We start from the raw sequence: 18,705 nt of genomic DNA on the forward strand, positions 1-18,705 counted from the left end.
GCCGCAGGATATTGTGGCGCCTGAATTTTTTATCAGTAAAAGAAATGCCTCGCGGAACTACAACACCGGCGAAGCGTTCTATTTAGCGGACGGCAGCACCACGTTTGTTTGCTGGCCCAAGCCTTCAATCCCCAAGCTGACAGTTTCGCCCCCATGCAAAAAGCGCAGTGGGTTTTGCCCCATGCCGACACCGGGTGGCGTACCCGTCGAGATGACATCCCCGGGCTGAAGGCTCATGAACTGGCTGCAATACGCAATAAGATGCGGAATTTTGAATATCAGCGTCGATGTTGAGCCTGACTGCATCCGCACCCCATCCACGTCAAGCCACATAGCCAGATCGTTCACGTTTGAGATTTCATCAGGCGTCACAAGCCAAGGACCCGTGGGGCCGAACGTGTCACAGCCCTTCCCCTTGTCCCATGTGCCCGACCGGTTCAGTTGGAAATCACGCTCAGACACGTCGTTGATAACACAAAAGCCCGCAACATGATCCATCGCATTGGCTTCATCAATATAGCTGCCACTCTGTCCGATCACGACGCCCAGCTCAACTTCCCAATCAGTTTTGGTGCTGCCGCGCGGCACCTGAATTGGATCGTTCGGGCCACAAACAGCAGAGGTCCATTTGTTGAAAATTATCGGCTCGGCAGGGATGTCCATGCCAGCTTCGGCAGCATGATCAGCGTAGTTCAAACCGATACAAATGAACTTTCCAATTCCACTGACACAGGCCCCAAGGCGCAGGTTCTCTTGTGGCGTCCCCGAAACAAGCGGCAGGCTTCCCGGATCAATCCCAGCCAGCCGTGCGATGCTGTCGGGCAAAAGCGCATCTCTCCCCACATCATCAATCAAACCAGACAGGTCGCGCACGTAGCCAGTTGCATCCAGCATTCCTGGCTTTTCCGCGCCTTCAGCACCGTATCTTACAAGCTTCATTGCGCCCTCCTTTGAATAAGTTTTGGCATCGCAAATGCCCTACTTACGTCAAAGTAAATCAATAGCGCGTCACGGGGACAAGACGGCATGTGGACCCCGTCCTATCACTCAACGCTTGGCGCGAGAAACTTCAACAGCGCGCGGAACTGAACCGTAATACTGTTAAGGTCGCGCATCGCGATGCGCAGCTCTCGCCGGGCCCAGTTTTCTTCGATGGGGATCAATAAAAATGCCTGACCCCTCAAGGTAAGGCTCAACCGCGCCCAAAGGCAAAATCGCGATGCCCAGACGTGCCTGAACCATGCGCCGCATACCGTCGAAACTCATCAATTTTACACGTGTTCTGATTTGGCTGTTCAACTCATAGGCCTGCCGCTCAAGATGATGCTGGATAGAGCTACCCTGCTGCAGCGCCACAAAATCTTCGCTCAGCACATCTGCGAATGTCACTTTTTCAAAGTCCGCAATCCGGTGATCAGAGGGGGCCGCAATGACAAGAGGATCGCCCCAGTATAGCACAGACTGAACCCCAGGCACTATCCGTGAACCCTGAATAGATGCCAAGTTCAGTCTCGCCAGAGCGCACCGCGTCCAAAAGATCGGCACTAGTTTGCTCAACCAGCTGAACACGCAAATCGGGACGTTCACGTTCGAAGGCAGCAAGGTCTTCAGGCAAAAACTGCGTGATCGATGAGGTGTTCGCCGCCACACGAATGGTTCCTTGGGCTACCGCGCACCTACGCCATAGGCCATCATCCCGATGGACCAACGGCCAATCATGCACTAACTTTTAACATGGACCACTCTAGTGGGGCTGCTCACGGGCAGTTCGGAAATAACCCAACCGCACTTTAGGGATACGCCAAGGACAAATACGAAAAATGGGACGTACCGACCCGAATGCTGGCACGCCCCAAGATAATTTTTACACCCGCTTCAAAACACGCAAACGGCTGTCCCATTCGCCGCGATCAACATAGCACCCCCGAAGATGGCGGAAGCCTGTCGATGGATCAAAAGCCTCGCGGCCATGCATGACGCGACGGTTGTCAAAAACCACCATTTCGCCACCAGATAAGCGAAAAGGGATGCCATAAACCGGATCACGGGTCATTTGCATGAACTTGCGGTACGCACGGTAAAACGTGGTCATCGTGCTTGGATCAAGGTCGAGAATATCCGCAAGATGCGCGTTAAAACAAACCTCGCGAACTTCGCCTTTGGCCCCGAGTTCTATCACCCGCTTGCGCGAACGGATGTCCGTTTCATTGTCATGAAAACGAAACGGAACTGATACGGTCGACAGTATCTCAAATGCCTCCGGATCAGCTGTCCGCAAATCCTCAGCGACCGCAGCGCCGTCACAAAATGTGGAGCCGCCACCTTGGGCCTCGTTGGCGATACAGTGCAGGAACTGGTAGCCGGGCGGCGCATCTTGATTTGTCAGATCAGTGTGCAAAGGCAGCGCATCAGATGTGTAGGCAAGGTTAATCGGGTCAGGTTTGGACATGACTTCAAACGTCACGCCAAAATTGGTCTCGCGCAGGTGCCCGATGCGGCGAGCAACTGTTTCGCCTGCCTCCGGATCATCCGACAAACCTGTCACAATCGACAGGCCGTATCTTTTTGTCTGTTCAAGCCACTCAGCCAGGGCATCATTTGAAGACATAAGTGTGCTGGCATCTTTGCGCGGCACACCATTGTCGCCAAGCTCGGCGCGCCAAGGAACAGGTGCAATATCCGCAGGGTCATAACGTACTTTTCCAGGCCGATGCGCCTTAACCCAATCAAGATCAAATCGACTTGGCGCCGCCTCCCGCGTCCACGTCAGGATCAAAGCATCGGCGGTGATTTCAGCCGCATGCGGCGCGAGATCAAGAGGCACGCTGGTAAGGTCGAAGTCACGCTCGCCTGTTTTGGCGTGAAAGCCGGAAGGGTCGCTGTCACGCAGCCAAATATATGGAAACTGGCCGACGGTGCCGTCAGGCCAAGATATCTCGAGGCTCTCGGCCCCAGATGTAAGGTTCGGTGTCATAGGTATCTCCGATGAGAATGTGATGTCAGAAAACTGAAAATATACGCCCACCTAATAAGGGGGCGGCCACCACTCCTGAGCCTTACCGTGCGGATGGCCCAGACATCTTCCCAACACAGCGCACATGGCTCCTCCAGAAATGCTATCTCTCGACTAGAGCACGAACAACAACGCGGTTAAAGAAATTCTTGAGCAAACGCGCTAATTACGCTGATGTAAAAAAACCGCAACAACCGATGTGTGGTTGATCAGTGAGCAATACCAAGTTTTTCCAAAATTGACGGCACCGCTTTTTTCATCGCGAAGACCCCCTTGGTTGCGTGAGGCCAAGCGATTGTATCAAACGAGCGGCGCACTTGAATAACGTTGATACCCGCTGCTACCAGATCAGGATGTGCGGCAGTAAGCGCGGTCGCGGTCGGCCCGATGGGCGCATGCCCGGTCACCACGGTTTTTGTCCGGTGCCGCTCACAAGCCTCAATGATTTCGGTTGCCCATACGTTCTGATTGATGACCACAGTGCTACCACAGGCATCGTGCATCGCATCTGACGCAAAGCGTTGCGCTACCTCTGCTACTGGCAACGGTGATCTGCCTGTCGTTGCCAGGGCCCCTATCGTTGCCACAGGCGCATGCGGCAGCGCGTCTGCTATCTGCATGTCATCTTCTGTGACAAGCAGCAGAAACTCATTCGGGACATCTTCTGGCCGCGCCGCATCCGGAAGCCGTTTGCGCAAATGATCACTCGCATCTTCAATCGGCGTAACGTTGGTGGTGATTTGATGGGTCGGACAAAACCGCCTGTTGGTAAATTTGGAAATATTTGAAACACGCGCAATGTAGGGCCGCCCCTTAGTTTGAATGCCCGCGACCCAACGCCAAGCCAAAGTGTTCGATGCAGGATCGCCGTCTAGTAAATGCCGCAGAAAGAAATCTGCGCCCAACTCCCAAGGAAGGCGCAAAGTGAAAATCCAGATTGACGCGAACCACATGCGCGCATGGTTGTGCAGATAGCCAGTTGTAACCAGTTCTTCGGCCCATGCGTCAAAGCAATCAATTCCCGTTTCACCTGCAATCGCCTCGCTGTAATGCGCCGCCAAACGCCGATCTTTTTCAAGGCTTTTGATCTGCCTGCGTAAACCCGCTTGGTACGCTGACCAGACCGTCGGATGCTGTTCAAGCCATCCTTTGAAATAGGTTCGCCAAAAAACTTCATGCACAAACCGTTCGGCGTTTTTGAAATCATGCACGCGAAGTGTCGCCTCCAAAACCTCGGTCTCCGTGATCAAGCGGTGTTTTATCCAAGGTGACAGCGCCGAGACATTTGCACGATATTCGGGACCCAAATCATAGTTTCGGCATCGATCGTAGACATCTCCCGCACGTTCGTTAAAGGCCGCCAGCCGCGCCAATCCTGCTTGCCGCGTTGGCGCAAAGTCTGGCTGCTCAGAACGCGCGGCCAAGTCAACGATCAGATCTTTTGTTTTCATGCTTTGTGATCCCGCGCCGATGAACGTAAAATGCTGCACAAAACGCCCCACGCCGCTATCATGATAGACGCTTATCGGACTGCTTCATGTGACATGCAGTTAGCGGCAATTCCGCCTGCGTCGAGAGCCAATCAACCCAAGGCAATATTTTGCCACAGATCAGGTTGCCCTAGCTTACCCAATAATTGAAAGGCATGGCATGACACAGATTGAACCAAAAACCGCTGATCTTGTGGCACACTATGCTGTGCTGACAAAGGAAACGATGCCAGAGCTGGCGCGGACAACCCACGGCCACTGGCCCGTAAGGAATGACCACTGTTTTCAGCGTATTGTGCTGGATGCCGTGTGTGGTGGCATCTGGTACGACCATTTGGCCCGCCCAGCCTACAAGCACTTAACCCGCGCACAAGCGATGCGAGCCGTAAGTCTATGCACCGATATCATTGACGGAACAGCTGATCTGAATGTGTTGAACAAACAGTCTTTAGTTTGGCGCGGCAAGCTGAGTTAAGATTCTGCGACACAAAAAGCACGCCTGTTTTCGACCCTCAAAAACTGCAGAAATGCGTGTCACCGTCTTCACCCGTAGGTGCCTCAAAATCCCCCGCCTCTGGTATCCGCCCGAATGCGATTTTGCCGCCAACGTATCCGCCCGGAACAGTGTCATGCACACCCAGTGACAATGCTTTTCCGCCAAATCGTGACCGCATTTGATCCATTGTTGCACTAATCGTTTCCCACCGTGTGCGATCATCCGCATCGTTGGAAAGCGTATCAAACAGATCACCTGTCAAATCAGCTTCCGCGTCCAACCCGTGCAGCATGACTGAGACAGCGTGAGGGCTGAATGGCATCGTCTGGCGCGCCTCAGCCAGACCTTGCGCAAGGGTTTTGCGAAAGCTGTGATCGTCACGCGATGGGGCAAACTGACCCTCCCAATTCCAACCCTGCGCCTGCGCGCTTTTTGCGCGGGTTGAGCGCAAGCGCTGACTTCGCATCGAAAGAGTCAGCCTTGACGCGCGCAGATCTGTCCGCCGCAGCCGCCGCGCCGCACCTGCCAGCAGTTGTCGTGCACAATCTTCTACTTTGTCAGGGCTGCGCCAATCACGCGGCAGCACACGGCTGTGCCCAAACATGCGCTTGCGTGTCTGGGCGCGCGGGGCGTGTGTGCCATGCAGTTCTTGCAAAAACCGCTCACCTTCGACGTTGCCCCAAATTGCGCGCGCTTGTTTCGGTGCAAGGTGCCAAAGCCCCACGAAATCAGTAACGCCCGCTGCGGCCAGTCGTGCAATCATACCGTCACCAACACCCGGCAACTTGGTCAACTTCAGATCGGCTAGCGCATCAGGCAGCATATCCAAATCCAACAATAACGTGCCATTTGGTTTATGCCGCTCCGCTGCGATTTTTGCCAAAAGCTCTGTCGGGGCCATTCCAATTGAACAAGTCAACACAGGGCTGAATTCACGCGCCAAGGCAGCTTTAATTCTTGCCGCCAGGGTCAAACACTGCCGCGCTTCACTTGGCAACAACGCGCAGACAACTTCATCAATTGATCTGACGTCTTGGATCGGCACGACAGTTTCGATCACCTCAAGAATGCGGCTGTGCAACCGCACATAAACATCCGGGCGCGCCACAACGAATGTCATATCAGGTACCAAGGCCCGTGCATCGCGTGCTGTCATGTTGTTTTTCACGCCCATGGCCTTGGCCTCGCGACTGACCGCGATGCAGCCCGTATGAGCTGAATCCAACGCAACCACACCAATGGGCTTGCCACGTAGTGCGGGATTAAAATGCTGTTCGGCCGAGGCAAAAAAGCTGTCAAAATCCAGATACAACCGCTCAGGAAGGCGCAGATTTCCTGACATTATCAACCTTCCTTTCAAACCGGCCACGCCCAAAGATAATACACATACTCACATTGCCCAGTGGCCGCACGTTGCCACATCGTCTGCTACTGCTACCTGCATGTTACGGAAATGCTTCTGCGAGGTTCAAACCAGATATGCCAGCGACCAGCACAATTGAATTGCGCGATATGATTTTGCCTACACTGATTGGAACATATGGCCCTGATGATGTTGTGCCAGATCATCATTTGCTTGATCTGGTGTTATCCGTTGACGCAAGCCAAGTTCTGATCCCAAAGGATGATATGGCCCATGTGTTTGACTATGATCCTTTGGTCACAGCAATCCATGACGTGGCTGGTACCGGCCATCGTGCGACGCAGGAGTGGTTGATCACCGAGATTGTAGGGATTTGCGCAGCGTACCCTGACATCAAAAGCGCCGAGATCTACCTGCGTAAATTTCCAGTATTTGAACAAAGCGGACACTTGGCCTGCGGCTTAACCTTAACGAAAATGCTTTAGCGAATATTCGTAATTCAAAGTGACGGATCGCCGCTAAACGCTAGATCAACACTCAACAGGTTATTCAGAAAGAGGGGGTTCACTTGGATATCGTAACTCTGTTGCTAAGTGCTGTTTTATTCGGCGGCATGACTTTTTTCAGTTTTGGCTTCGCGCCAGTGCTTTTTACACAGCTTCCAATGGCCCAAGTACGCCCGCTTTTGCGTGGGACATTTCCATACTATTACCTGGTCATCATTGCGCTGTCCGCTCTGTGCGCTGCTGCAGCATTCCTAAACTCGGGTGTCGCTGCGGCTTTGCTCGCCGTTATTTGTCTTAGTACAGTCTATGCGCGCCAAATACTGATGCCCCAGATCAACGCGGCAACAGACCGTGATGATCAGGCCGCATTCAAATGGCTACACGGATTATCGGTCGTCATTCAGCTGGCCCAATTAGGGCTTGCGGGATGGGCGCTTGTGCTTCTCGGATCATAAGGTCATAGCCTCCGCTCCCCAAAGCCGTCGAAAGTTCACCGCCCCGCCATGTCCAAGAAAACTCTTAACGCAGCTAATTTGACAGCGCTCGGCGCCGATCGCCTCGCCGAGCTTTTAATGGAAGTCAGCACCGGAAGTGCAGATATCAAACGGCGACTGCGGATGGAGTTAAGCCATAACCTCGGCGCGTCTGAGTTGGCCCATGACGTTCGCAAGCGCCTTGCTGCCATTCGCAAATCCAAAGCGCGCGTGAGTTGGCGCAAACGCAAGTCACTTGTGGCAGACCTGAATACTCAAGTCGCGATGATTGTTGACAAAATCGCGCCGGATGACCCGGACACGGCGTTCGATCTCTTGTGGCAATTCATCGAACTCGCGCCCTCGATCTATGCGCGGGCAGACGACCGTCGTGGTGATATTGCCACTGCATTTCACGAAGCTCTTCAACATTTCGAAGACATTGGCACCCGCACAAAGATCGACAGAACCGCGCTTGCCGACCGTGTTTGGGTAGCAGTTTCTGATAACATCTACGGCGAGTGGGACGATATCATTGGTCTGCTCGCCGAGACATTGGGCACAGACGGTCTTGCCGCCCTCAAAGAACAGATCGTGCAATTTGCAGACGCCTCCAGTGAACAAACCACGCCTGATCACGAGGCATTTGCCTTTTTGCGTGACCTAAGAGGCGGCAGTGACTATCGCACGTCACAACGCGAGGCGCTTGTTCAAAAATCCCTCCAAGAAATTGCAGAACTTAGCGGTGATACTGAGGGGTATATCGCACAGTTCACATCGGCAGATCTGCGGCGCAAATCCGTTGCAGCCGAAGTTGCGACCCTCAAACTGACCGACGGTCAGCCGGAAGAAGCGCTGGAGATCCTGACAAATGCAGACCCCGCGCCTGACCCGTCTGCTCAAGAAGCTTGGGACATTGCATATCTCGCAGCGTTGTTAAAGCTGGGCAGAGAGACAGATGCGCAGACGTACCGATGGACCTGTTTTGAGACGCGGCTCAGCGGTGACCATCTGCGCAACTTCTTGAAGGCGCTGCCGGATTTTGACGATGTAGAAGCCGAAGACCGCGCGAGACAAGTTGTGTTAGCGTACCCAGACGCACCACACGCATTGCACTTCTGCCTAACCTGGCCCGATCTGCACACGGCAGCACAGTTAGTCGTCGCGCGGGCGGATGAATTCGATGGCGATGACTATGAATTTTTGAACAGCGCAGCAGACACCCTGCATCAAAAGTATCCTTTAGCGGCCACAGTATTGTTACGCGCAATGATCGATTTCGCACTCATTGAAGGGCGCACATCACGCTACGGTCACATCGCGAACCATTTGCGTGATTGCGAAATGCTCAGCTACGACATCTCGGACTACGGTGATTTACCAACGCACGAAAGCTATGTCGAGACTTTGCAAAACGATTATTCACGCAGATCGTCGTTCTGGGAGAAATACGAAGGCAGGTAGTTTGCCTTTATGACTTATCCGCCAAAACCTTAAGGTTATGCTGGATTTTTATTCTGAGCTTATCTGTTTTCACCATGCACTGAAAACAGACGGGACCAGCAGCACCAAATTTATACGCCAAAAAATATGGTGTATGGCGGAGACGAAGGGATTCGAACCCTCGAGACCCTTTCCTTCAAATAATCATTAAAAAAAGCTTTATATGTCAAATTAAAAAAAGCTTTATATGTCAAAACGTGTGTGGTTAACGTGTGTGGTTAACGTGTGTGGTTAACGTGTGTGGTAAACGTGTGTGGAGAGCTACGATTCCGAAATACATCCAAAAGCGGAGAAGGCAGTGGTATGCCGTTCTTGAAATACCAAAAGCCCTACGACAGCACTTCGGGAAACCTCGCTTTGTTATGTCATTGAGAACTGACTCGCAGCGTATTGCAGAACAAAGAGTTCTACCTGTTATTCTTGAATGGAAGCGGCAGGTCACAATCGCACGGGGCCAAAATGTTGATGGCGACGATGTCCTCACAAGTATCAAAAAGGTAAGACAACATACTCAAATACTGAAAGCTCAAGGCGTGCCTGACCATGAAATACAGATGGCACAAGAAGAGGTCGCCATTGCCGAATACTTCGGCGAACAAAACGAAGGCGATGGCCCTACGGCACTGTATGACGCTGTCAGCGTGGCGCATGGGAAGACCCATCTACTCCGTGAACACGTTGAGGAGTTCTTCGCCTCAAGAGATGTTGCACCAAAGACTGCTGATATGCAGCGAAGAGATGTCATGCTGTTCGTTGAACGGTTTCCCTATGCCCACGATGCCACAAAAGCCAAAGTCAGAGAGTGGGTCAATGTCACACTTGGAACTGAAAAGGGCCTTTCTCTAGCAACAAGAAGGCGCATGATCTCACCTGCAAGCGTCTACTGGGACTACTTGGAAAACAATAAGGGCCTCACCCTACCCCCTCCCTTCGTTAAGGTCCTACCACCGAAGCCCAAGAAGCGAACCAAAACCGCTATAAAAGCACGGCGAAAGTCGTTTAGGAGTTCTGACTATCAAAAGCTACTCAGCGCCTGTGACGACGACCTGCTAGCCGACTTGATCAAGCTAGCTGCTTACACTGGATGTCGGATCGAAGAGTTATGCGCATTGAGGCTAGAGGCCATTTCGGGCGATAAGATTGAGATTACGGATGCAAAGACAGAGGCTGGATGGCGTACAGTGCCTATCCATCCACATATAAGCCAAACCGTCGCTAGACTTATTAACACCAGCGCAGACGGTTATCTGCTAGCTGGCCTGACATTTAACAAGTACGGCAACAGATCAAATGCTATAGGAAAGAAGTTTGGTAGACTAAAAAAGCGCTTTGGCTACGGGGAAGACTATGTGTTCCACTCGTTCCGTAAAGGCTTTGCTACACAGCTTGAGAACGCAAAAGTTCCTGTGACCAAAGTAGCAAGGCTCATGGGACACGAGGTCGAGGGGCAGACTTTTGGGAACTATTCTGATGGGTTGGCGCTGGAAGGGTTAAAGGACGCCATAAGTCATGTCGACTGGGGTACTCACTAACTAGTATCCTAACCGTCGCTTCCAGACATACGTTCATGGACTGCAACCATACCTCTAGCGGACATATCGCTCACCTCTGCTGCGTGGGCTTGTAAGAGGTAGACTACCTCTGCGTTCTCCGAGGTTTGCACTACCTTCACGCCGTCACTCGTTCTTTCGATTTCAGTTTCAATCTCATCGTGAAAATCAAAAAGAGCACCCAGCGTCGGTGACTGGATTATTACCTCAGGGTTCCGTCCTTCCGCTAGACGAGTAACCATCATTGAAACGTGCGAAACAATAGCATCCTGCAATTCTATGTTGGCTGATCCTGTAAACGTCGTAATGCCATTAGGAAGGTTAGACACTGTTCGTTCAATCTTTGGGTGCTGCTGAAAGATAGTACGCAAGTCGGACACTTCTTCGGGAGTTGTATCCTTACCTTGCAATCCAGGCATATTCACCTCGTCGTGCATATGGCCTTTGGCATGATTTTGTGAGTTGTGACCTGACTTCCCGTGGTGCATTTCATGCATGGCAGCATAAGAGTGCGACAGTGAAGAGTTGTGCAGAAACGTGAACACCGCATAGGTACACAGCAATAGGATTGGCGTTCCAATAATGACTATCTTCTTCAAAGTTCTTACTCCCCGCTGGCTGATAACGGCCTAGTTCGTTTGCCGAGAAACATACAGACTAAATCTTTATCTTGGATTCTCAGGCGGAAACCAGCGCAGACGGATTCACCTGCGTATTTTCTAGGGGGCCCCATGCTCTCTGAGGCTACCTACAGGCTCAAGTCAGACGCAAACCAACCAAGATGACCCAGGAGTTCATAGCTCTCAGTGAGCCTCATATCGCCTCTACCAATGTGCCTTTATTCGTTAGGCTGATTGGCTTAGTACTGTTGGCCTCACTTATACTGCTGCTAAGAACGAGCTACCGCTCTAATCTTTAAACAGGTTGTCAGCTTCATCTTCGTCCAACAGGCTCCAATCTTCTGACAACATCAGCGGCTTAATTCTGCGGCGTGGCTTTGCTAAGTCGGCTAATACAGGTGTAACCTGCCTCCATACATCGTTTAGATCAGCACGGCTTTGACGTAGGTCATATTTAAGCTCACGTACCTCAGCCCTTAGTTCCTCATTAGTTTGCTCTACAGCTTCTAGTCTTTGCTGCGTGAAGCTCAGCGATAGTTGCGATTTCAGTAACTCAAGCTCTTGAGTAGGGGTGGAAGCTAGAACTGACGTTTCACTGGAAGTCACAGTAAGAGGTTCTGGTTCGCTGTTCTCACGCTCTTGCATCCAGTTGGATAGATCAGTGGGTCTTATAGACCAGTGATTTCTATTGTTCCGACGCGCTGGGAGCCGCATATTCTCTATAGCTCTCATAATAGTTGTACGACTAACACCAGCTTTGTTTGCTGCTTTCTGCGGTGAGAACATGAGTGAAACCTATGGTGGTAATAAGGGTGATAGTAGCAGGTGATACAGGTATCAGCTAGTCTCATCTATGCAGATTATAATGAGCCTAGCATGGCGCTACATCTACGTGATGCATCACTATAAGGCTAGTAGATGGGCTTGAAAGAGATTGGCATAGGGTTGGCTTGACTTGTCTAACTGGCTTAAAGCTACATCTGACAAGTAGCAGCTACACAAGGAGAGTGAAATGGCAGACTGTGGATGTGGGCGAGTCCTACAGGAAAGTGCATTGGATGGCACAACCTGACAGAAGAACAATACCAAGAGAAGAAAGCTGCTTACGAAGCAAAGAAAGCTGAGGAGTAAGTCTGCTAGTGAGGCTGACTGGCTTAGTGCCGTTGGCTTCACACCAAACTTATACCTAACGTTACGACTGCAATCTTATGGTAGGTATCACGTGAGTTGGCCCCAGATATGTTGGACATATCTGTAGCTCATTGTGTATGGTATTGGTAATGCCGCTGTTATTTATGGCGACCAGAAACCTTTTAAGATTAAAAGACTCTACAGCTAAAATTAACTTTGATAGCATAGTTGCATGATACGTCCGACTTTAACCGTAATTAGCTCTTACTTCGCCTTTGTAATGTGCGCTTCTGCTAGCTCTTCATTGCCGAATTGTGGTTCCGATACAATTACACAATACCATGAATGTTCAGGTGCTTTCTCTTATCCTAGCGGCGAAATATATGTTGGCGAATGGAGGAGCCGTAAAGCAAATGGAGTAGGTACTTTCACTTACCCTAATGGCGACGAATATGTTGGTGAATTCAAAGATAACGCATTTAACGGGCTAGGAACTTTTACGTTTTCTGTTGGAGGTGAGTACGTTGGCGAATGGACAGATAATCAAAGATATGGGCAAGGCATCTTCACTTTTGCCAACGGCGACAAGTACATTGGTGAGTTCAAAAATAATAACTTCGACGGGCTAGGTACCTTGACTTATTCTAATGGCGACAAATACGTCGGAGCGTTCAAAAATGGGCAGTTTAACGGAGAAGGCACTTATACGTATTCTAATGGATTCGAATACGTTGGTGAGTTCAAAGATGGGCAGTTTAGTGGAGAAGGTACTTTGGTAGCCCCGCAGAACAATAATTGAAAGGCTAGTTTAACTCTATTTCGATTATCAGAGGTTAGGCATATCACTGTCTCGAACCCAGCGCCGCATCAAGCTGTTCACCCTCAACTAAAGATAGACTTGCTCTGTGAAGACTTTCTCACAGTCATACCCTTCAAGGTCACGCTGCTGGGCTTCAGGACCCGCACGCTGTTCAAGCGTAGATGTTTTCGCATATCCAATCAGCACGGCATATTCCCTTTAGAGTTTAAGACGATGCGGTAAATAGCCCCATAAATCTGGAATAACACCCCTATTGGTACGGTTTTGGCATGACAAACTAAGGCAGAGTTAAATGTTACTGTGGTATCGAGATTGAGATACTAGCCATCACATCAATCTGTGAGGGTTCATTCAGCTAGTTGACTGTTTTTCACACCGCTGTGCTGTTGGGTGTGTGGATGTGGAATGTGGGTCTGACGGTCCCACGAGGGAATATACCCTACGACGGAATTAGGGCCAGACAATCCGAACCATTGCTTCGTTTCGACGATTGAACGGCAAGGTAAGCGGCCCGTTGTAGGTAGCTCTAATGACCTCTGAGGTTACTGTAACGCCATCACGGCTCAAACGATCCAGTAGTTGGGCTTCTGCATCTTTAGCGTTCTTGTCGTTGGCACGACCACTGAAGCCGTAGACAGCGTAGTAGCCACCTTCGACCTTAATGACCTCTACAGATGGATTAGTAGGCTTCGGGGCTGTCTCTAAAGTGTATGAGGATGGCAGGAAGAACTGCATATACCTTACATCACTCTCCGCACCCTGCGTGACTGGTACAGTCACTTCTATCTTCTCTGACTGAGCGACAGGAACGGTCATAGAGACCTTCTCAGCAGACTGGTTTGCCCCTGAGATGTATTTGAACAAGGTTCTGAAAGCCTTATTGGAACGCGTCTGACTGGAAACCTGAGCAGCTATACGATCATCGTATTCACGCACTTCATACCCATCCGCCTTGGATACGACATCATAAGGTGGTTCTTCATATGCCATAACGGCCCCTCCAACGAAAACAGTAGAGACTACTACGAGGCAACACAGAACCAGTGATCTGAGAATATCTTTCATGCTTATCAGGTGGCACTGGTCACTCTAAACTTCAAGGTAAAGCGTAAGCAGGAACCTCAAGATGTTCGATCTGTTTCGTGTACTTTATGGTTTCTAACATGACTTAAGAAGAAAACCAAAACCCCTAGTATGCTCTTCGATAATGGAGTTTATCCACCAGCTTATTGGACTGATGATCGACGTATTACCGTTATGCGAAACACTGATTGCCTTATGTCATGACTCCTGTTGGACTGATGGCAATATGAGGTGTCCCAATGACTGATGAACTTCCCAAGATTGATCGCTGGAACTCAGAGCCTTTGGATGTCCACACATGGTCCGATCATCCTGAGATCAAAGCCTTGTGTGATCAATTGTATGATGAAGCAGGGCTGTCTGTGTTGGAGCCTAAAGGCAACCGAAAGCCGAAGAGGACAGTACGAGAAAGCCTCAGAGTGCTTATCCTCGACCTCTATATGAAGTGGCTGAAAGACCCATCCATTAGCATTGGATTTAATAAAACTAAGAGCAGCTACCAAGTAGGTAGTCGTTATAATGGTTTGCACATCCCTGAGAAGGTCATTGAGGTTGAAGCCCTCCTTGTTGATGCAGGTTATGTTGAGGAGTTGAGGCATTTCCACAGCAGCGACAGACAGCATCGGAACTACACGACACGGATCAGGCATACCCAAGCCTTACGGGAGCTATTCGATAAGCTGACCATCGACCTCCATGACATCGACACCCATACCAATGAAGAGTGCATTATCCTCCACGACAAGTTTGTTGATGACCCAAATGACGATACCATCCGAAAGGTTGAGTATAACGACGAGGAGCTTAGTGAAGATGAAGTTGTACTACTGAATACGCTCAGGTCACAGCTTCAAGCCTACAATGCTTTGCTCAAACGCACTTTCATCGACATCCCAAGCTACACGTCATCGACCTTCACAAGCACCATAACCAAAGGCCGTAATGCGGGACGACAACAAACCATTTCTCTTGGCCCAGACAACAAGTTCGTAGTCCGTGTCTTCAACGAGGGGCTTAAAGGTCATTGGAAACGTGGAGGGCGTTTCTATCGGGGCTGGTGGCAGCAGATCGACAAGGAAGACCGTTCTAAAATCTACATCAACGACCAACCGACACTGGAAGTGGACTTCAAAGCCTTCCATCCCAACCTGCTGTCGAATGAAATAGGTGTGCGCTTGGCTGATGATCCGTATGACCTTGAAGAGTTGATCCTACCTGATGTGATCACGACGACAGAACAACAGAGGGACTACGTCAAGCTGCTAGTACTAGTGGGTATCAACGCTGACAGCGACAAGTTAGCCTTTCAAGCCTTCCGCAATGATGATCGACAAGACAAAGTTGCGAACAGCCTAACCAACATACAACTTGCAGCATTGCTGGATGCCTTCATCGACAAACATCCACAGTTGGATGGTGTTTTGAATACAGGGCAAGCCCTAAGGCTGATGAATATCGACAGTCAGATAGCAAACTTGGTGATTGACCACTTCACTCAGAAGGACATCCCAGTTCTTTGCATACATGACAGCTTCATCATTCAGTATGACAGAGAACCTGAACTTCGTCGTATCTTAGATCAAGCTACCCATCAGGTCACAAACCACACCATCAATCATGACATCAAGAATGATCGGAATAGCCATAACGGAAAGGTATCAGGTAACATTAAAGGGGATGAAGAGCCTGTAGTTATATCATTCCATACACCGATAAGTATTGAGCCGACTAAACAGTACAATGACAGGAAAGCTAAGTTCACCAAGTGGCTAGAACTATCTGAGTGTAGACAGAGTGAGTAGTGCTAGTAAGAGTATGGACTTAAGGGCTGTCTCCTATGCCTCTCCCATTACTAGAGGAAATAGAGATTGTCGTTACGCAACAGGTCAGACTGTGTTCCATGTACACGTACACTTGATCCCACGCAGAGATGGTGATGTCGCTGACCCTAGAGGTGGAGTGCGTGGGGTTATCCCAAGTAAGCAGAGGTATTGAGATGCTGTCAGTTGAACGTGGAGGTATGATTTATTCACTCCAATTCTTTTTGTATCTAGCAAGCGTACGAAGTTCATTACAGGCATCTGACACCGCTCTTTTATTGAGCGTCGATGACTTATGAGCGTAAACTGACCCGTCTCTGGACCAAGAAAACTCCAAGCCTAGATCGCTCAACTTATCAGATAAAACTGCGCCAGAGTTGTCGCCTGATCTGTTATCGCCAGTACGATTTAAGAAAGAACTTGCTGGCGCCGTCGCTACCTCCCTGCACAAGTCCTTTATTTCATTTACGTCGGCATCTGGTATCCAGCTTCCATTGTAATTGAGGCAGACTACTAATCCGAACAAACACTTCAACGACATCGATTTCCTCCTAGGGCCTTTCTGACGATAAGTGCGGGTGATCTGAACAGCGGTTTTGTATTTGTATAGTTTGTTTTGGTAACACGAGCCACACCTCAAAGATATAAGACCTTAGACGAGCAAAGCACCACCGGTGATCACAGCCATCGAGATGCCTCCAGCCTATGTATGCTCTTATTTCAATGGCTCACGTCTCAATACCAACCTGAAACGAAACTGCCTCTCCATACACTCACGTATCGCCTCAGAAGCCCTGGAAAGCCGCTGTATTGGCCTGTGAGTGGGTGGTTGCCATGGTTGTAGGCTAGTTGGTATTATTGTGGCTCTGCTATAATGCTGCTGATCGTCGCCTTTAGTGCATTGTTGGAGGTATTGGGGAACTCATGTGACCGATGTTGTCTACAACAGATGTGATGAACTTGAGACAGGGGAAGTCTGAAAACCGTGACACTAAATTATTAAGAGACTTACTTAGGTTCAACGACATCAAGTTTATTAAATCACCACTACTAAGACTAAGAAACTTAAGTACCCACTTAAGGTGCTTATACCACTTAGTGATTACCACTTCGTATGTTGTGAGCTTAAGTTACGCTTGTGTCGTTAGTGCGTGATGGTGATGTCGTTGACCCTTGAGGTGGGGTACTTAGGGTTAGTCTAATTTAGTACGGGTAAATAATGGGGCTTTATCTTTCGCAGTTACTTCACACTCAACTTGCGCACCAGAATCCACTTGGAGTGTCTCGGTCTCAATTCGACCAATAACACTTGCATTGGAAGACAAACAAACATCATTCGCTTCGATTTCACCCCTTAAATATCCCTCCACTACAACTGATTTAGCACGTACGTTGCCTTCAACCTTCCCCGTCTCTGTTATGATCAGCACATCTACGACCAAATTACCCGTGATCTCACCACCGAAATGAACAACGCCACGGCTTTGCCAATCACCTTTGATCACAATGCCGTCGCTTAGAACTGAGCGATACTCCTTGGTATCTTTTGAAATCGTTGCTGGGACATCAGATTTGTGACTTTCTGTGTCGGAAACTACCATCGCCAATACCTCTAAGCTGTCAAGTCATGGGTTTAGTTTTGCCCTTATGCAAAAGTCAACAGAGATAGGACTCACTTCTCTAATGTTACGCTTGTATTTAGCAGCTTGGCATAATCAAGCCATCAAAGCCCCCCCACCATTCAACATCAGCCTAACAGTCCACGACTAAATGCCCAGTTGAAACTAACCAACCACCCCGACACCAATGGAAGCACTCCTAAATAACCCTTGAGAGCCGCTGTGTTGGCCTGTGAGTGGGGGGGGCGGGTTTTATCCCATAAGCTAGGTATCAGCACTGCACCCCAAAATCAGTCCGCAGCCACATAATTAATATTTACCAACAAGCCTCAGCATTGAAACTAATTCATACCACTATAATTCTAAAGTTATGAGGTATTTTGCAAAAACAACGGTACACTTTTTGTCAGCGAGACTATCAAGTCACTTGGTCGCTGGCTTAATGGCTACAACTCTATGCTTGATGCCTTCTACCGTCATTGCGAACACGGTAAGCTATTATAAGTTCCCGTCGATTGACGGCGGCGAAGTTGACACGTCTCAATGGAAAGGGAAGCCCTACTTAGTTGTGAATACCGCATCCCTGTGCGGCTACACCAAACAGCTTGAAGGGCTACAAAAGCTATACGAAGAGTATCGTGACCAAGGCTTTGAAATACTCGCTGTCCCATCGAATGACTTTAATCAGGAACTAGGCAGCGATAATGAGGTGAAAGAGTTTTGTGAACTCAATTATGCAACTGATATGCCGATGAGTATAACTTTGCACGTCAAAGGCGGGGAAGCTCACCCATTCTTCAAAGAAGTTGAGGCCATCACCAACTTCACTCCTAAGTGGAACTTTAACAAAATACTAATTGGTTCAGAAGGTCAGGTTATTGGTACTTGGGGAGCGCCAATGAGGCCAATGTCACCGAAACTGCAACGGGTAATAGAAGAACAACTCAGTTACTAATCATTTAGACCTTGCTGTTGATCTTAACCAGTCAGAAAAGTTTCTGTGCAGCAATACCAATAATCTTTGGCGCCCAATATGGCAATCCTTAGAACCTATCCCAATTCACCACCAACCAAGCGCCCTGCCATTACCAGCTATAATCATCAGACAAGTCACTACATGACGGGCAATCCAGAAGGTTCGGAAAGCTAGAGCTTAGGCAACGTCCGATTGCTTGATTGGTAGAAACTCAGGCTTGTCGCTATCTGTAACGCCAACAG

The 18,705-nt window shown here is 49.6% G+C and carries 19 protein-coding genes; 9 read left to right on the forward strand and 10 right to left on the reverse strand.

The features are described 5' to 3' along the window. Positions 1 to 78 precede the first annotated feature (78 nt). The 5 genes from ACTF5M_RS07895 to ACTF5M_RS07915 form a co-directional block, all read right to left on the reverse strand. Complete coding sequence (locus ACTF5M_RS07895) at positions 79 to 939, reverse strand: fumarylacetoacetate hydrolase family protein (RefSeq protein WP_438960491.1); 861 nt, start codon at positions 937 to 939, stop codon at positions 79 to 81. Positions 940 to 1,101: 162 nt separating this feature from the next. Next, complete coding sequence (locus tag ACTF5M_RS07900) at positions 1,102 to 1,476, reverse strand: LysR substrate-binding domain-containing protein (protein WP_438960492.1); 375 nt, start codon at positions 1,474 to 1,476, stop codon at positions 1,102 to 1,104. Next, positions 1,415 to 1,723: a LysR substrate-binding domain-containing protein gene (locus ACTF5M_RS07905; protein ID WP_438960493.1), complete on the reverse strand. Its 309-nt coding sequence runs from the start codon at positions 1,721 to 1,723 to the stop codon at positions 1,415 to 1,417. The genes ACTF5M_RS07900 and ACTF5M_RS07905 overlap by 62 nt, the downstream gene beginning before the upstream one ends. A 141-nt stretch (positions 1,724 to 1,864) precedes the next feature. Further along, the gene (locus ACTF5M_RS07910; RefSeq protein ID WP_438960494.1) at positions 1,865 to 2,974 is read right to left on the reverse strand and encodes a TauD/TfdA family dioxygenase; all 1,110 of its coding nucleotides are present in this window, start codon (positions 2,972 to 2,974) and stop codon (positions 1,865 to 1,867) included. Positions 2,975 to 3,222: 248 nt separating this feature from the next. Further along, positions 3,223 to 4,464 (reverse strand): FAD-binding domain-containing protein, encoded by a 1,242-nt coding sequence (locus ACTF5M_RS07915; RefSeq protein WP_438960495.1) that lies wholly within the window; start codon positions 4,462 to 4,464, stop codon positions 3,223 to 3,225. Positions 4,465 to 4,663: 199 nt separating this feature from the next. Here ACTF5M_RS07915 and ACTF5M_RS07920 point away from each other — a divergent pair, with 199 nt between their 5' ends. Then, positions 4,664 to 4,978 carry a hypothetical protein gene (locus ACTF5M_RS07920; protein ID WP_438960496.1) on the forward strand — a complete coding sequence of 105 codons (315 nt, stop codon included), beginning with the start codon at positions 4,664 to 4,666 and terminating at the stop codon, positions 4,976 to 4,978. A gap of 37 nt (positions 4,979 to 5,015) precedes the next feature. Here the strand turns inward: ACTF5M_RS07920 and ACTF5M_RS07925 are convergent, their stop codons facing one another. Then, positions 5,016 to 6,341 carry a DinB/UmuC family translesion DNA polymerase gene (locus ACTF5M_RS07925; protein WP_438960497.1) on the reverse strand — a complete coding sequence of 442 codons (1,326 nt, stop codon included), beginning with the start codon at positions 6,339 to 6,341 and terminating at the stop codon, positions 5,016 to 5,018. Positions 6,342 to 6,478: 137 nt separating this feature from the next. On the opposite strand from ACTF5M_RS07925, the gene ACTF5M_RS07930 reads away from it, so the two are divergent. The 4 genes from ACTF5M_RS07930 to ACTF5M_RS07945 all read left to right on the forward strand — a co-directional run bounded on the left by ACTF5M_RS07930 (position 6,479) and on the right by ACTF5M_RS07945 (position 10,376). Continuing rightward, on the forward strand, positions 6,479 to 6,847 hold the full coding sequence (locus ACTF5M_RS07930; RefSeq protein WP_438960498.1) for a dihydroneopterin aldolase: 369 nt from the start codon (positions 6,479 to 6,481) through the stop codon (positions 6,845 to 6,847). Between the two features lie 83 nt (positions 6,848 to 6,930). Continuing rightward, a complete protein-coding gene (locus tag ACTF5M_RS07935; RefSeq protein ID WP_438960499.1) occupies positions 6,931 to 7,323 on the forward strand; it encodes a DUF4149 domain-containing protein in 393 nt (130 codons plus the stop codon). Between the two features lie 48 nt (positions 7,324 to 7,371). After that, on the forward strand, positions 7,372 to 8,805 hold the full coding sequence (locus ACTF5M_RS07940) for a DUF6880 family protein (protein ID WP_438960500.1): 1,434 nt from the start codon (positions 7,372 to 7,374) through the stop codon (positions 8,803 to 8,805). Between the two features lie 290 nt (positions 8,806 to 9,095). Further along, the gene (locus ACTF5M_RS07945) at positions 9,096 to 10,376 is read left to right on the forward strand and encodes a tyrosine-type recombinase/integrase (protein WP_438960501.1); all 1,281 of its coding nucleotides are present in this window, start codon (positions 9,096 to 9,098) and stop codon (positions 10,374 to 10,376) included. A gap of 8 nt (positions 10,377 to 10,384) precedes the next feature. Here the strand turns inward: ACTF5M_RS07945 and ACTF5M_RS07950 are convergent, their stop codons facing one another. Further along, a complete protein-coding gene (locus tag ACTF5M_RS07950) occupies positions 10,385 to 10,993 on the reverse strand; it encodes a hypothetical protein (protein WP_438960502.1) in 609 nt (202 codons plus the stop codon). Positions 10,994 to 11,302: 309 nt separating this feature from the next. Then, positions 11,303 to 11,800: a helix-turn-helix domain-containing protein gene (locus ACTF5M_RS07955; RefSeq protein ID WP_438960503.1), complete on the reverse strand. Its 498-nt coding sequence runs from the start codon at positions 11,798 to 11,800 to the stop codon at positions 11,303 to 11,305. A 577-nt stretch (positions 11,801 to 12,377) separates the two neighbouring features. On the opposite strand from ACTF5M_RS07955, the gene ACTF5M_RS07960 reads away from it, so the two are divergent. Next, a complete protein-coding gene (locus tag ACTF5M_RS07960) occupies positions 12,378 to 12,944 on the forward strand; it encodes an MORN repeat-containing protein (protein ID WP_438960504.1) in 567 nt (188 codons plus the stop codon). A 471-nt stretch (positions 12,945 to 13,415) separates the two neighbouring features. Here the strand turns inward: ACTF5M_RS07960 and ACTF5M_RS07965 are convergent, their stop codons facing one another. Beyond that, positions 13,416 to 13,955 carry an SOUL family heme-binding protein gene (locus ACTF5M_RS07965; RefSeq protein WP_438960505.1) on the reverse strand — a complete coding sequence of 180 codons (540 nt, stop codon included), beginning with the start codon at positions 13,953 to 13,955 and terminating at the stop codon, positions 13,416 to 13,418. Positions 13,956 to 14,287: 332 nt separating this feature from the next. Between ACTF5M_RS07965 and ACTF5M_RS07970 the strand changes: the two genes are divergently transcribed. Further along, the gene (locus ACTF5M_RS07970) at positions 14,288 to 15,850 is read left to right on the forward strand and encodes a hypothetical protein (RefSeq protein ID WP_438960506.1); all 1,563 of its coding nucleotides are present in this window, start codon (positions 14,288 to 14,290) and stop codon (positions 15,848 to 15,850) included. Positions 15,851 to 15,863: 13 nt separating this feature from the next. Continuing rightward, positions 15,864 to 16,043, forward strand: a complete 180-nt coding sequence (locus tag ACTF5M_RS07975; RefSeq protein WP_438960526.1) for an HIT domain-containing protein — start codon at positions 15,864 to 15,866, stop codon at positions 16,041 to 16,043. Between the two features lie 1,018 nt (positions 16,044 to 17,061). Here the strand turns inward: ACTF5M_RS07975 and ACTF5M_RS07980 are convergent. Further along, positions 17,062 to 17,469, reverse strand: a complete 408-nt coding sequence (locus ACTF5M_RS07980) for a bactofilin family protein (RefSeq protein WP_438960507.1) — start codon at positions 17,467 to 17,469, stop codon at positions 17,062 to 17,064. Positions 17,470 to 17,929: 460 nt separating this feature from the next. Between ACTF5M_RS07980 and ACTF5M_RS07985 the strand changes: the two genes are divergently transcribed. Further along, entirely contained in the window at positions 17,930 to 18,442 is a 513-nt protein-coding gene (locus tag ACTF5M_RS07985; protein WP_438960508.1) for a glutathione peroxidase, read from the forward strand. Positions 18,443 to 18,705 lie beyond the last annotated feature (263 nt).

This window comes from Nereida sp. (assembly GCF_965655635.1).
Taxonomy (GTDB): Bacteria; Pseudomonadota; Alphaproteobacteria; order Rhodobacterales; family Rhodobacteraceae; genus Nereida.

Bases quoted from the DNA above. Each gene is read 5' to 3' on its own strand.
- ACTF5M_RS07970 (WP_438960506.1), top strand. From the start codon at position 14,288: ATGACTGATGAACTTCCCAAGATTGATCGCTGGAACTCAGAGCCTTTG.
- ACTF5M_RS07915 (WP_438960495.1), bottom strand. From the start codon at position 4,464: ATGAAAACAAAAGATCTGATCGTTGACTTGGCCGCGCGTTCTGAGCAG.
- ACTF5M_RS07925 (WP_438960497.1), bottom strand. From the start codon at position 6,341: ATGTCAGGAAATCTGCGCCTTCCTGAGCGGTTGTATCTGGATTTTGAC.
- ACTF5M_RS07965 (WP_438960505.1), bottom strand. From the start codon at position 13,955: ATGGCATATGAAGAACCACCTTATGATGTCGTATCCAAGGCGGATGGG.
- ACTF5M_RS07910 (WP_438960494.1), bottom strand. From the start codon at position 2,974: ATGACACCGAACCTTACATCTGGGGCCGAGAGCCTCGAGATATCTTGG.
- ACTF5M_RS07985 (WP_438960508.1), top strand. From the start codon at position 17,930: ATGGCTACAACTCTATGCTTGATGCCTTCTACCGTCATTGCGAACACG.
- ACTF5M_RS07895 (WP_438960491.1), bottom strand. From the start codon at position 939: ATGAAGCTTGTAAGATACGGTGCTGAAGGCGCGGAAAAGCCAGGAATG.
- ACTF5M_RS07980 (WP_438960507.1), bottom strand. From the start codon at position 17,469: ATGGTAGTTTCCGACACAGAAAGTCACAAATCTGATGTCCCAGCAACG.
- ACTF5M_RS07975 (WP_438960526.1), top strand. From the start codon at position 15,864: ATGGACTTAAGGGCTGTCTCCTATGCCTCTCCCATTACTAGAGGAAAT.
- ACTF5M_RS07955 (WP_438960503.1), bottom strand. From the start codon at position 11,800: ATGTTCTCACCGCAGAAAGCAGCAAACAAAGCTGGTGTTAGTCGTACA.
- ACTF5M_RS07940 (WP_438960500.1), top strand. From the start codon at position 7,372: ATGTCCAAGAAAACTCTTAACGCAGCTAATTTGACAGCGCTCGGCGCC.
- ACTF5M_RS07960 (WP_438960504.1), top strand. From the start codon at position 12,378: ATGATACGTCCGACTTTAACCGTAATTAGCTCTTACTTCGCCTTTGTA.
- ACTF5M_RS07920 (WP_438960496.1), top strand. From the start codon at position 4,664: ATGACACAGATTGAACCAAAAACCGCTGATCTTGTGGCACACTATGCT.
- ACTF5M_RS07930 (WP_438960498.1), top strand. From the start codon at position 6,479: ATGCCAGCGACCAGCACAATTGAATTGCGCGATATGATTTTGCCTACA.